Below are 13,177 nucleotides of genomic sequence, written 5' to 3' on the forward strand. Positions count from 1 at the left end.
TGTCGTCAAGAACGTTCGTCCAAAATCATCGAGGTACTTTACCGGTCCTGATTGGACCGCTGGTTATGGCAGCCACGGATGTGTTGTTCATCAGCCTCGATTCCTGCCGGTACGACACGTTTGTGGCTGCGCATCGTCAGGGCGGCCTCCCCCACCTTTCCGCAGTCGGGCCTCTGCATCGCGCTCAGGCACCCAGCTACTTCACTTATGGCAGTCATGCCGCCTTCTGGATGGGCTTCACCCCGGGGGTTGAGGGTTGTGCTGAGTCCTGGTTGAACCCCAAGGCCGGCAAGTTGTTCCGGATGGCTTTCGCTGGCCATGCCAGCCAGGATGGCGAGCAAGGCTTCCGCCTCGAAGGTGCCAACATGATAGAGGGCTTCCGCCGGCAGGGCTACTGCACGATTGGCAGTGGTGCCGTCGACTGGTTCAACACCGCCAGCGACACCGGTGCCGTTTTGGCCCAGCCCTTTGAGCACTTTCACTTCGCAGGCAACACCTGGAGTCTGGGCGCGCAGCTGGAATGGATTGAGGAGCGTTTGGCTCAAGCGCCCGAGAGCCAGCCTCGATTTGTGTTCCTTAATGTTGGTGAGACCCATGTGCCGTATTGGCATGAGGGTGCCGATTGGGACCGTTGGCCCAGCCCCTGTGTGCCGTTTGGATCCGAGAATTGCAGCGCTGCGGAGAGCGCTCGTCGTCAGCGGGCCTGCCTGGAATGGATCGATCACAAGTTGGCGCCCCTGCTCGAGCGTTTTGCGCAGGGGACGGTGTTTATCTGCGCCGATCATGGCGACTGCTGGGGGGAGGACGGCTTGTGGGAACACGGCATCAGCCACCCCGCCACGCTCACGGTGCCCCTGCTGATGCGGGTGCGTGGTGTGCCCGTTCAGGCTCCAGCGGCCCCGAGGCTCTCCAAGCGCCAGCGTCTGCGCCGCATGCTCACCAACCTCCTGCCCTGAGTGGTGTGCGGTCTTTGGCCGTGCAGCGTTGTGTCTGGATCGGCAGCGTTTGCTGCAGGTGAGCCAGTTGTTGGTTGGCGGCCTCTTCGAACCCTTGGATGTCGTTCGCAGTGGCCTCCCAGCCGAAACGTTCACTCAGCTCCGCTGCCAGCTGTTTCCAGTCCAGTTGGGCGACGCCCTTAACCCTAGGATTGGCGGGGGACAGCCAATGCAGGGCTTGCACGGCATCGATCCAGCGCAACAGAGGGAAGCGGCTTTGCAAAGGGCTTTCCATTCCTGGCCAGAGCGGCCGTCTGGCGATCACTGTCACTGTTTTGTCTGGTTGGCGGCCGATCAGTTCCAGTGCATGCAATGCACTGCCCTCCGCCACGATCAGGTGTTGCGTGGTGTGCAGCAGTTCCAGTTGCTCTTTAAGTGGCAGCGTTTCCGGATACACAATCCGAGCGCCCTGGCGTTGCATCCATGCATCCAGGGCCGCTTCCCCGGCCACCGATCCCCGCAGGCTGGGTTGGTCGCGGCCGGCTGCGTAGCGGGAGCGCGAAAGCACCACCACCTCATTGACGGACGAGGCTGAGCGCTTGAGACGGCCGAGGGCCCGTAGATGCTGTGCTGTGGGCGGGCAGCCCAGGCGTTGCTGTTGAGGGACCACCACCAGCTCCTGTGCCCGGAAGCCCCCACCGCGGATCAGCACTGGTTTGTTGGTTGGGTTGAGATGGCGGATCCAGGCCTGTTGCCAGGCGGTGAGCTTGTCGAAGGCTTGATCACCGTCTGGATGCAGAAACAGCAGCTGACCGGGTCGTGGATCCAGGCTGGCCAGCAGGATGCGGCCGCCGAATTCCCCCAGTTGGTGGCCGAAGTGATGCACGATTGGGCCGCACCAGAACAGGCGGCCGCTCTCCACCGGCCACTGATCGGCTGAGTTCATCTGTTGAGCAGGATCATCGGCCGGTTCGTCCCCGCGGTAGTGGCGCAAAGCCGGGCAGAGCGGATGCCACGGCATGGGTTGGGGACCTCCTCGCCAAACGCTGCCGCCTGCCCAGCGCATCAGCAGTTCTTCAATCGGCGCAACCGGGACGTCCCGCAGGGTCATCCGTTGCCAGCGTCCCGGTTGGCGTGCGCGAAACCGCCAGTCCTCCCAGATCAGCTGACTCCAGTCTTTGACCTCTCGGATCCATCCCACGCGATCAGCTCCAGCCCCAGTCGATGCCGTAGCGCTGTTTAACGCCAATAGCGGTGATGGACAGCGCCTCTCTGAGCTGGGCCCGCACGGCCGCAGGCACCTGTGTGGCCTCGCCGCTGCCCGCATTGGCCTTGGGCAGGGCCATTGGCAGCGGGATCGCCTCCAGATTCAGAAACTGTTGGATGGCGTCCCAAGCCGCAGGGGTGTTGTTGAACAGGTCTTCGCTTTTCAGCACCAGCAGCTGCCGTTGAGGGAACAGCGCCTCATAGCGATCCAGCTGCTCCAGGTAGCGGCTGCGCGCCACATAGCTGTGCTTCTGGAAGCTGTAGGTCCCGCCAGTGGCCAGCCGTTCCGGTTCCGCTGCCAGAGCATCCGCCACTTCCAGCGCTTCAAAGCCATGGCGGCGGGCATGGAACACCTGTGAGAGGGTCCGTTCCACCGGATCCCGTAACAGCACAATCATCCTGGCCCGCGGCAGCAGCGCGTGGATTCGGGCGGGCACGTCGGGATGGAACAAATAAAAGGGTGTGATGTCGCCCCGCCGCTGGCCGCGGCGGGCGTCGCGGTAGTGCTCGGCGTACCAGCGCGCGGGTTCTTCGGCGTGCTGGCTGAAGTAGTGCACCTCCTTGCAGGGCGGCAGATACACCCCAGGGTGCTGTTCCAACAGTTTCTGCAGGCTGGTGGTGCCCCCTTTCTGGGTGCCGAGCCCGAGAAAGTGGGGCAAGCGCTGGCGGGGCCAGCGCACCCATGAAGACAGCGTCGAGCGGACGGGCATGCAACGGCATGCGGGTTAGCGTCTCCCCATCCTGCATCTCCTGTTGTGTCCAGGCCTCCTCTGTTGTTGGTGGTGGGCATGCATCGCAGCGGCACCTCCCTATTGGGGGGAATACTCCAGCGCTTGGGCGTGGAGCTCCCGGGCGAGACCATCGCTGGCGATCAGCACAACCCCGAGGGTTACTTCGAGTGGGATGCGGTGGTGGCCCTGCAGGAGCGGCTCTTGATTGATCTGCAGCGCTGGTGGCCGGCGCGCGAGGGCACCCTGGCCTTGCCGGAGGGTTGGTTGCAGCATTCCGTCACCCGTCAGGCCTATGGCCAACTCCGTGCTTTGGTCTTAGGGGCGGTGGATCATCAACAGGGGTTGTGGGCGGTCAAGGATCCCCGTTGCAGCCGGTTGTTGCCGCTCTGGCTGGAGCTGTGCCGCGAGCTAGACATTCCATTGCGTTTGCTGTTGGCGGTGCGGGATCCAGCCGAGGTGGTCACTTCCCTGGTACGCCGTGATGGGCCGCTGGTGGGCATGGAGCCGCTCAGGGCGCAGCAGCTCTGGTGGCGCCACAACCTTGAGGTGGTCGATATTGCCCAGCAGGCTGATTTGCCCTGTGCCGTAGTGGATTTTGATCGTTGGTTCCAGGCGCCAGAGCAGCAACTCGAATCGTTGGAACTTGCACTTCCGGAGCTGCGCCCCTCCCTGCACCAACGGCGGCAGGCTTTAGCTTTGATCAATCCACAGCACCGCCGCAGCCTGGGCTCCCGGCAGGCCCCCAAACTTCAAACCAGCGTGCGTCGTTTGCACCATCGTTTGTTGCGGCAGCCCTTGCCCCGTCGCTGGCCTGCCCTGCAGCCCCCTTTTGGATTGCCGGCCGCTGTGCTGCCTTGCCAGCCAGAGGCTTGGCCCGATTGGTTGGCGGCCCACCGCTCGTTCCCAGCGCCCCGTCTTACAGAGAGCGTGTCTTTGGCACGGGAGTGTCAGCTCAGTGTCTGTGGTCCGTCTTGGTTGGAGCTGCGGCCGCATCTGCTCCTGCAGCATTTGCCCCTGCCGGATTTGGGACAGGGACGAGTCGATTTCGAGCGCTCGGGCCTGCATCAATTGCAATTTGTGCTGCATGCCGATCAATCAGATCAACCTCCGCAATCACCAGTGACCGTGCAGCGGCTCACCCTCAACCTGGAGTTGCCACCTGCGGAGCGGGCCTCCCATTGGTTGGCCCATCTCCAGGCCCAGCAGCTGATCCTGGATCCCGAGCCTGCGCGAGTGCTGATGCTGCGGGTACTTGGATTGCCAGTCTGGTGGTTAGATCCAGATGCTGGGATTAACGGCTGGCTGCAGCAACCTCAGGCTGTGGATCCCCATCAGTGGGCAGCTCGCCTGGGGATGACGCCTCCTCCAAAAGGACAACTGCAGGTGTTGGGATCGGCCGGGGCTGGTTTTGAACGGGCTCTCACCCAGGACATGGCCGTGTTGGTTGAAGCAGGGGCTGTGCCCGGCGAGCCGGCGATCGCCTACTGGCCGGGATGGCCCGAGTTGGTGATTGGCGATCCTGCCGCGGGTTTGCTCCGGGCCGGTTGGCTTCAGGCGGCGGCCCAGCGGGCAGCCCGCTTGGTCCATGCGGGTGCTGATCACTGCCCGGATGAGTGGACTTTGCTGCAGCCTGCCAGACTGTGTCTGGCTCATCCTTTGGATGCCACGCCGGCGGAGCTCAAGGCTCGTCATGCCGGCCTACCGCTGATGGCTTTGGCGGAAGATCGCCCTATGCCGTTATTGCAGACCCTGCGTCAATGGAAGGCTTCCGATTTGGCCCAGCGCCCGCCCCTGGCGGCGGTGGTGGTGAGCCTCTACAACTACGCCGATCGCATCACTGAAGCGCTTGAGAGCGTTAAGGCGCAGACTCAGCAGCGCCTCGAACTGATCGTTGTTGATGACGCCTCCACCGATGACGGCACGGCCGTTGTGGAGCGCTGGATCGATGCCTGTCTAAGCACTGGGAGTGCCCCCTTTGTTCGGCTGCTGCTGTTGCGCCATGGCCACAATGCCGGTTTGGCAACGGCTCGCAACACCGCCCTGGCTCACAGCCAGGCCCCTTGGTGTTTTGTGCTCGACGCCGACAACGCTCTCTTCCCGGATGCGGTGGCGGGGTGTCTGGCGCTGACCGATGCTGCTGCCCCCCAGCTGGCGGTGGTGCACCCCCTGTTGGCGGTGGAGGCGGAGCCGGGACGCCCGGATGAACAGCGTTCGTTAGTTCGTCCTCAAAGTTGGCAGCGGGAGCGGCTCAGGTTTGAAAATCATGTGGATGCCATGGCCCTGGTGCGCCGCAGCGCCTGGGAGGCGGTGGGGGGATACACCCACATCGAAGGCGGCTGGGAGGATTACGACTTTTGGTGCAAGCTCGCGGAGGCTGGTTTTTACGGCCTCCAATGCCCCCGGATCCTGGCCGTGTATCGCAGCCATGCCGAGTCAATGAGCCATCGCGCCACCAACCGCAGCTGGCATGCGCTCTCACGCACCTTGCAGCAACGTCACCCCTGGTTGCAGTTGCCGCTCGCGCTGTCGGAGGGCGTCTGATGACCCTTCGGCTTGGAATCTTGCGCTTTGTGCGGAGTTTGTCTGCCGATCGTTCCGAGCGCCGCCGCCTTGGAGCGGCGGTGGTGAGGTTGCTGCGTCAGCGCCGCCGAAGCCTCGCGGCCCTGAGCCCGCTGCTGCGGGTTGCGCCCACCGGTGGCAAGGCCAAGCTGCAGCTGTGGCAGCACCTGGCCCGCAGCAGCGCTGCAAATCGCTGGCCGTCCCCTGAAGCTCCAAGCGAGGTGGCGGCGGCGATCCGCTCCACCCAGGCCTATGCCGATGCCGTGACGGCCCTCAGTCGTGACCGCAACGGCTTTCTACAGCGCGGGCCCGACTACGGTCAGTTGCGCAAGCGTTGGGGTGAACAGACCCCTGAACGTCTGCTGGTGTTCCACCACTACGACCGACGCGGGCTGTTGCCTCAGAGTTGGTGTGAGGCGCTCTTGGTGTTGCAGTCGGCCGGCTGGCAGGTTCTTCTGTCCTCGTCCCATCTCGATCCCGTACTAAGAGCGAAGTTGGCGCCGGCCGGGGTACAGATCGTTGGTCGCGCCAACATCGGCCTCTGCCTGGGGGCCTACCGCGACCTTGCACTGCTGCTTCAGTCCACCCCCGCAGCTCACCAGCAGTTGCAAGCCTTGGTGCTCTGCAACGACAGCAACCTGCTAGTGCAGCCCCCTGATGCGCTGGTGGCCCAGCTGGAGCGGTGGACGACCCAGAACGCGGTCCCGCGGCCGGTGTTGGCGGGCCTCACCGATTCTGCCCAGCGCAATTGTTACCACCTGCAGTCGTTTCTGCTTCATGCCAACCGTGCGCTGTTGCAACATCCCGCCTGGTTGCGGTTTTGGCTGCACTACGCCATCAGTGGCTCCAAGGATGACCTGATCAATCAAGGGGAGATCGGCCTCTCCCAGGCGCTATTGGCGGCTGGGGTGGAGCTCCAGCCCGCCTATCCGCTGGTGCAGGGGCTACTCACGGATGCCGCCATGGCGACAGAGCTGCAGGCCTATGGCATCGACCAGCCAGAGCATGTGAATCAAAGTTTGTTTGCTTGGCGCAGTTTGTTGGCTCGGGGCTTCCCCATGGTGAAGAAGCATGTTCTGTTTCAGTTGGCGGAGCATCGGGGCCGACCGATGGCGATCGCCGAGCTGGCCCGCTGGATTCCTCCCGAACGCCGCGATCAGCTGGCCCGCGACATTGAGCAGCTGCTGATCAGTCGTTACAGCGGGGGTGCACCGCGCATGGGTTAACCGATGGTGGAGCAGCTGTTGCGCGAATGGCCGCCGGGTTATGGCGGTGTTGAACGCGTGGCCCACGAGCTGGCCAGTGTTTGGGGCGGTGCGGTCTACAGCCTGGATGTGCAGCGTCAGGAGGCCATCGGCCACGATCCATTGCCGGTGGGATACCCCCGTCGGCGGCTGCCCAGCACCAAGCCCATTGCCCGTTTGCAGTTGCCGCTGCCGTCCCGAGCTCTTTGGCGCTTGCTGCGCTCACAGTCTCCTCTGCATGGCCATCTGCCGTCACCAGGGGTATTGCTGGTTTTGCTGTTGGCTCGCTTGATGCGCCCGCAGCGGCGGGTCACTGCTCATTGGCACTGCTTCCTAGAGCCAGACTGCACCTTCAGTGGTTGTCTTTTTGTTCTTTATCAGTGGCTTGCCCTGAGGCTGGTGCCTCAGCTCTCGGCGGTGATCACTACCTCGCCCCTGTTGGCTCAGGAGCTCCAGCGCTGCGGGTGCGATTCCCAGCGTTTGTTTGTGTTGCCCTGTTGCCTCAGTCAGCAGCAGGAGCAGTTGGGGTTGGCCTTGCCTGTGCCGGAAGCGCATGCTGGCGAACCGTTGCGGGTGCTGTTTATCGGCCGTCTTGACAGCTACAAGCGCCTCGACTGGTTGCTTGCGGCGCTGGCACAGCTCACCAGTCCATGGCAGCTGGTGGTGGTGGGGGATGGACCTAAACGTCCTCGTTTTGAACAGTTGGCTCAGCGTCTTTTTCCGCAAGGGTCGCCAGTGCGTTTTCTCGGCCGCTTGCCGGAGACCGCCAAGCTCGATCAGCTGGCGGCAGCGGACCTATTGGTGTTGCCTTCCGACTGCAGCAATGAAGCGTTCGGCATCGTGCAACTCGAGGCCATGGTGGCTGGCCGGATCGCCCTGGCTTTTGATCAATCGCGATCGGGCATGGGCTGGGTTGGGCAGTTGCCCGGTTTGCCGTGGTCGCAGTCGCCTGAGGGTTTGGCGGACGTGTTGCAACACCTCGCAGAACAGCCGGCCTTGCGCCAGCAGCTCAGCGTGCAGGCACGGGAGCGTTACCTCTCCTTGTTTGCTCGTGGGGTGTGGCTGCAGCATCTGCAAGGGTTGGGCGATTCGGTGGTAACCAGTAAGGTCAGCGCCTAAAGGAGTGAATGTGCCTTGCCGATCGACCATCCGTTATCTCCAGCCGGTCCACCGCCTTTGGCATTGCAGCTCAACAAGGTGTCTTTAGAGATTCCTGTATTGACAACGGAAACACGCAGTCTGAAATCTTCGTTGATTCGTTCCGTGACCGGTGGCCGCATCAGCCGGAGTGGTGGCGCTGCTGTCGTGACGGCACTGCAAGATGTCACTCTGGATATACGACAGGGCGGTCGAATCGCTTTAATTGGTCATAATGGAGCCGGCAAATCTACTTTTTTAAGACTTGTTTCTGGTGTCTACAGGCACACCGCTGGTTATTTCAAGGCACACGTTCCTGTGTTCCCAATGATTCATAAAGGGTTTATCACAAGCTCCGAGTTGAGCGGTTTGCAGGCGATTAAAGCGCATTACTTATTAGTGAACGGAAGTTTACGTGGATTTGAAGAATTTTCTGATGATGTAATCCAATTTTCAGGTTTGGGTGATTTCGTGCACCTACCTGTTAAAACCTACAGTCAGGGCATGTCGGCGAGGCTTCTGTTCGCTGTTTTGACTGGAAGTCGACACGAATGTTTGGCAATGGATGAGGGGTTTGGTGCTGGCGACACCAGTTTTTATGAAAAGGCGCAGGAGCGTATGACTCAGTTTTTGAGTTCTGCTGGAACGTTACTGTTGGCATCTCATTCTGATGAATTGCTGCGGAGATTTTGCCACCGGGGCCTTGTGTTTGACAGCGGTCGTATGGTCTTTTCTGGGCCTCTTGAAAGTGCTCTCGACTATTACCACCGAAATCACGCTGTCTCTTCATTGGTCAGGGCGAAATCATGAGCGATGCATTACGTCCTCGATTGGGAACAAGGACATCCACTGTTCGTGCAACTGTGTTGGACGCCTGGGCGACGCGTCGGGCTTGGTGGTTCACGGCGACTGCGCGCACCCGGGCAAGGTTTGCGCGTACTTTTTTGGGGAGTTTTTGGCTTGGTTTGTCAAATCTGTTGTCAATTGCCGCATTGGCATTGGTATATGGAACGGTTTTCAAAGTCCAAGATTTTAATACCTACGTTGTTTATCTAGGTGTTGGTCTTGTCACTTGGAATGGCATAAGTGCTGCGATTGGATCGGCACCTAATTTGTTTGAGCACAACCAGGCTCAGGTACACAACACCAATCTCAATCCTATTTTTTATGTCTTAGAGGAATGGGCTTTTCAGTTGCAGACCTTCCTTCAGTCCTTCGCTCTTGTATTGCTGGCTCTTAGTTGGTTTCAGCATGATTTGGTACTGAATTTAGTCTTGTATGGGTGGCTGCCTCTTTTGAACTTATTTCTATTTCTTTTCTGGGCTCCAACAATTGTCTGTTTACTGGGCGCGCGATATCGGGACATCTATCAATTGGTTCCGATCGTTCTTCAATTGGTATTTTTGTTGTCCCCCATTTTGTACAAAAAAGACAATCTCGGAGCAATGGCTTGGACTGCAAACTTAAACCCTTTGTATCGCGTTCTTAGTCCTGTGCGCCACTCTTTGATGGCTGGTGAAGTTCAATGGTCTGCAAATTTTGTAATTCTTTTGTTGAATATTTTTGGTTTGTTGATCGCCCTGCGATGGATGAATCGTGAACGTTATTCAATTCCATTTCTGATTTGAACTACACTTTTCTCGGTAAATACTGATTTGTCGTCGCGTTTAATCAATTTGCTGCCTTGGCAGCCTGGGCATTCTGGATTTGGAAGCTACGTTCAGCGTGTCATGCCTGGAATTCCTGGGACTCGATTGCAGCTTGATGATCGTGGTGAGGCGTGTTTAGTTCAAACTGATCAATGGATTTCGCAACCGCCTCCGTTGGCTCCTGGTGTGCTGACGCGCATGCTGCAGCGAAATGCCATGGTCCAGCACGGTCAAGGGATAAGGCGTTTGTTGCGAAGTGCAGGTGTTCAGCCAGATGTGATCTATTCGCCGTTCTTTGATGCCTTGCTGGGATTTCCGAAGATTCCACAGCTGATTACTTGTCATGATCTCACGCCCCTCAGTTACCCCAACAGTCGTCGGGCTTGGTTGAAATACCGCTTCTGGCAACCGCGTCACTTGGCCTGCGCTGCGAAGGTGGTTGCGATCAGTCGGCACGTGGCTGATCAGTTGATCGCTTTTGGAGCAGCAGCAGATCGCTTGGTCGTGGTTCCAAACGGGATAGCAGTGACTCGCCTTCCTGTTGCCGTTCCCGCTAGTGAGGATTTGCTGGTGATTGCTCGTCATGATTCCAATAAAAATCTGGTTGGCCTCTTGCATGCTTTGGCCACTGCCCAGCAGCTGTTGCCTCATTGGAGGGGCGTTCTTCGGATCGTCGGTCGTGATGTTGCATCCTCAGTGGAGTTGCAGGCTTTGCGCCGTGCACTGCCGAGGCCTGATGGCTTGCAGTTGCTTCAGCAACTGGACTCACGTCAGTTGTTGGCAATTCTTCGTGGCAGCCTGGCTTTGGTTTCAGCTTCTTTCGAGGAAGGATTTGATTATCCAGTGTTAGAGGCCAAGGCGGAGGGAATCCCCACATTGCTGAGTGAGATTCCCGTTCATGCAGAATTTCATTCCAACAGTTCGCTTTTCTTTCCTGTTGAAAATGGTGGCAGCTTGTTCGCTGCTGAGTTATCGCGGTTGTTGGATGATGGTCAGCTTTGGAAGGATCTCAGTAGAGCCGGTCGTGAGTTGGCGTTATCGCTTTCGGTGACTCGGCAGCAGAGCGCTATTAATGCCTGCATTGCCCAACTCACTTGAGGATCGTGACGAGGTCATGTTGTAGTTGATCGGTGAATAAGGTTTGGAATTGGCAGTAGCGGCCAATTCGTTCACGGCGCGTCTGTGCCGGATGGTCGGCAAGATTGAGGTTGGTGCCCGCAACGGCCTGCAATGCAGCTGCCCATTCGCGACTGTCGAGTGTGTCAAGACACAAAACATGCTGGTCGAAGTCATGGAGGCCTTGGATCTCCAGGTGGGATTCGCAGTCGCTGGCAACCGTTGGTGTTCCCAGGCAAGCTCCGTCGAGAACCGGAATTCCGAAACCTTCCACGAGTGATGGACTGAGCAGCCCTAGAGCGTTGAGATAAAGGTCGAGTTTGGAACTTTCATCCACATAACCAGTCAGGATGATGCCCGGTTCGTGCGCCACGATGTCTTGGAGGGCCTTGCTGTAGTCGTCGCCTTTGAGTTTGCCAGTTACACATAGTTTGATACCCATTTTGTAGAGATCAGATTCGGCATAAGCCTTCGCGAGAAATAAGATATTTTTTCGAGCTTCGACAGAAGAGTTGAACAGAAAATAACTAAATGGTTTGAGGATTTTTTTTGAAGGCACTGAGTTTTTGGATTTAGACGATGATTTTCCTGGGTTGGTCTGTGCTTCATTCCTAAGTAGGTGGCTTACAGGTTGCAAGTCAGCAATTTGTTCCGGATCTTCCGTCAGCCAGTTGGGGAAGCGTAAGGATGGGGATTGGATGATCACTGCCTCATTGGAGTTGTCGGCGCCGCGGCTTGAGCGTTGGTTGGTGTTCTGAATATGTTTGCTGTATTTATTTGCTGTTGATTGGGACACAAACAGTCTGCGGGCGGGAAGGCATGACTGAAGGCGGTGGCTGAACATCAGCGGGTCTTCGTTATGGGCGACATATTCCAGGGGAATTAAGTCGTGAATTGTCTGCACAAACGTACGCAGATTGTGTGGGCTGATGTTGAGCGGGCAGGTGGTGATCAGCGTGTCAAAACCGCGTAGGTCAATGCGAACGGGGCGCAGCTTTGGCAGCTGCGCAGCCAATTGGGTGGATAGGTAGAGCTCGGGCGCGCTCACGATGCCGGTGACGCACTCGAGGTAGTCCAAGCGTTCGATGCGCACATAAGGATTGTCGTACAGCTCTTGAAGTCGAAAACTGTTGAGCTCTTTGGCCTTGTATTGTCTTGGCCTGCGTAGAAGGTTGCCGATCAGGCGAAGGTAGTTGCCCCAACGTTTCGCTTTGCGGGCGAGTTTGAATTTCCGTTCCAGCACTGTTGTGGGGCGTTCTCGTCGTCCCAGGGCCAGGCTGTTGAGAATGCGGGCATTGTGAATCATCACTTGCGTTCGTTTGGGCAAGCGCTTGAGCCCTTTTTCGGAGAGGCTGTCGAAAAACTCGGTCAACAACCAAACTTCTGCACCTGCTTCATACAAGCAGCGCATTAATGATTTGCTGTAGACCGCAATGCCGCGATGTTCGCTTTGTTCCAGGTCGTAGGCCGTGACCAGGATTTTTTGTCCTTTCAAGGGTTGTGATTGCATTAATCAATACCCCTGGTTTGCACGTTTGAGCTTCTGCTCCAGTTTCAGTCTTGATAATTGAAGGGCATGGGTTTGCTCCCGTAAATGAGTGAGCTCAGTCTGGATTGCAGGATTGACAGTCAGTTTTTCAGCCTCTTTTTTCTGATCAATTTTTTTCAGCTCAGCCAACAGTTGACTAATCTCTTGGCCTTCTTGACGCCGATGGGTTTCCAGTGATCGAAGCGCATCGGCTTCAGCAACGCTTGCGGCTAGTTCAACTCGAAGCTGATTGGGACTCGCGGTATTGAGGAAGCGCTCATGCAATGCGCGCATGCGTGTTAGGTCCTCACTGTTGCCACGTTGATCCTGGTCATTGCCGCGAGTGGCTTCACCGCTATGTTCGCCGCTGAAGAGGGGGCAGTAAATCACATTGAGATTTAGCTGTCCTCTGAGTGCCAGGCAAAGTTCGACATCCTCTCCGCAGACCCGATAGTCGGTGCTAAAGCGCAATGATTGAAAGTGATCACGGCGGATCAGCATCGCGGCCCCAGTGGCTGCAGGCACCGCCCTTGGTCTACCCAGCACAGCATGGTGCTCTGACCCGATCAGGCGATCGAACTGGTGATAAGGAGAATGTCTTTGGTCGAACAAGATCCCCGCATGGGTTAGCCATCCGTTGTGATCACGCAACCGTGCACCCACCAGACCTGTGTTGGGTTGTTCATCGTGACAGTCCAATGCTGCATCGATGCTGTTGTGATCGAGAACAACGTCATCGTTGATCAGCAGTAATACTTCTCCGTTGGCTTTGTCGGCCAGCTCGTTCATGTTGCTAGCAAAGTGGTATGGCGTCCGGTTTGCGACCAAAAATTCGTATCTGGATTCGTTTTGGATTTGGGCCTCATTTTCTGTTACGCCGTTCCATGAGCAAAGGATTTCAACCTCCTCGCTAGGGACATGCAGGGCCTCGTTGAGGCTGCTCAGCATGGTGCTCACAAGGCCTGCTGTACGGGACACCACCAGGATGGAGAGGCGCATGGGTGTCCAAAAG

At 58.2% G+C, this 13,177-nt stretch carries 11 protein-coding genes; 7 read left to right on the forward strand and 4 right to left on the reverse strand.

The genetic code is table 11. The annotated features are described in order from the left end of the window. Positions 1-65: 65 nt before the first annotated feature. Positions 66-956 (forward strand): hypothetical protein, encoded by an 891-nt coding sequence (locus SynA1825c_RS00510; RefSeq protein ID WP_186469828.1) that lies wholly within the window; start codon positions 66-68, stop codon positions 954-956. On the opposite strand, the gene SynA1825c_RS00515 is transcribed toward SynA1825c_RS00510, so the two are convergent. Next, the gene (locus SynA1825c_RS00515) at positions 937-2,136 is read right to left on the reverse strand and encodes a glycosyltransferase 61 family protein (protein ID WP_186469829.1); all 1,200 of its coding nucleotides are present in this window, start codon (positions 2,134-2,136) and stop codon (positions 937-939) included. The genes SynA1825c_RS00510 and SynA1825c_RS00515 overlap by 20 nt on opposite strands. A 4-nt stretch (positions 2,137-2,140) precedes the next feature. After that, the gene (locus SynA1825c_RS00520) at positions 2,141-2,911 is read right to left on the reverse strand and encodes a sulfotransferase (protein ID WP_186469830.1); all 771 of its coding nucleotides are present in this window, start codon (positions 2,909-2,911) and stop codon (positions 2,141-2,143) included. 45 nt (positions 2,912-2,956) lie between these two features. Between SynA1825c_RS00520 and SynA1825c_RS00525 the strand changes: the two genes are divergently transcribed. From SynA1825c_RS00525 to SynA1825c_RS00550, 6 genes are all read left to right on the forward strand, one after another. After that, positions 2,957-5,473 (forward strand): glycosyltransferase, encoded by a 2,517-nt coding sequence (locus SynA1825c_RS00525; protein ID WP_186469831.1) that lies wholly within the window; start codon positions 2,957-2,959, stop codon positions 5,471-5,473. Then, positions 5,473-6,717, forward strand: a complete 1,245-nt coding sequence (locus SynA1825c_RS00530; RefSeq protein ID WP_186469832.1) for a hypothetical protein — start codon at positions 5,473-5,475, stop codon at positions 6,715-6,717. The genes SynA1825c_RS00525 and SynA1825c_RS00530 overlap by 1 nt, the downstream gene beginning before the upstream one ends. Before the next feature lie 3 nt (positions 6,718-6,720). Next, the gene (locus SynA1825c_RS00535) at positions 6,721-7,854 is read left to right on the forward strand and encodes a glycosyltransferase family 4 protein (protein WP_186469833.1); all 1,134 of its coding nucleotides are present in this window, start codon (positions 6,721-6,723) and stop codon (positions 7,852-7,854) included. A gap of 15 nt (positions 7,855-7,869) precedes the next feature. Next, positions 7,870-8,682, forward strand: a complete 813-nt coding sequence (locus SynA1825c_RS00540; protein WP_255478412.1) for an ABC transporter ATP-binding protein — start codon at positions 7,870-7,872, stop codon at positions 8,680-8,682. Continuing rightward, a complete protein-coding gene (locus SynA1825c_RS00545; protein ID WP_186469834.1) occupies positions 8,679-9,500 on the forward strand; it encodes an ABC transporter permease in 822 nt (273 codons plus the stop codon). Before SynA1825c_RS00540 ends, SynA1825c_RS00545 begins: the two co-directional genes overlap by 4 nt. 219 nt (positions 9,501-9,719) lie before the next feature. Beyond that, positions 9,720-10,619, forward strand: a complete 900-nt coding sequence (locus SynA1825c_RS00550; RefSeq protein WP_255478413.1) for a glycosyltransferase — start codon at positions 9,720-9,722, stop codon at positions 10,617-10,619. Here the strand turns inward: SynA1825c_RS00550 and SynA1825c_RS00555 are convergent. Further along, a complete protein-coding gene (locus SynA1825c_RS00555; protein WP_186469836.1) occupies positions 10,612-12,147 on the reverse strand; it encodes a glycosyltransferase in 1,536 nt (511 codons plus the stop codon). The genes SynA1825c_RS00550 and SynA1825c_RS00555 overlap by 8 nt on opposite strands. A gap of 3 nt (positions 12,148-12,150) precedes the next feature. Beyond that, positions 12,151-13,164 carry a glycosyltransferase gene (locus tag SynA1825c_RS00560; RefSeq protein ID WP_186469837.1) on the reverse strand — a complete coding sequence of 338 codons (1,014 nt, stop codon included), beginning with the start codon at positions 13,162-13,164 and terminating at the stop codon, positions 12,151-12,153. Positions 13,165-13,177 lie beyond the last annotated feature (13 nt).

This window comes from Synechococcus sp. A18-25c (genome assembly GCF_014280035.1).
Classification (GTDB): domain Bacteria; phylum Cyanobacteriota; class Cyanobacteriia; order PCC-6307; family Cyanobiaceae; genus Synechococcus_C.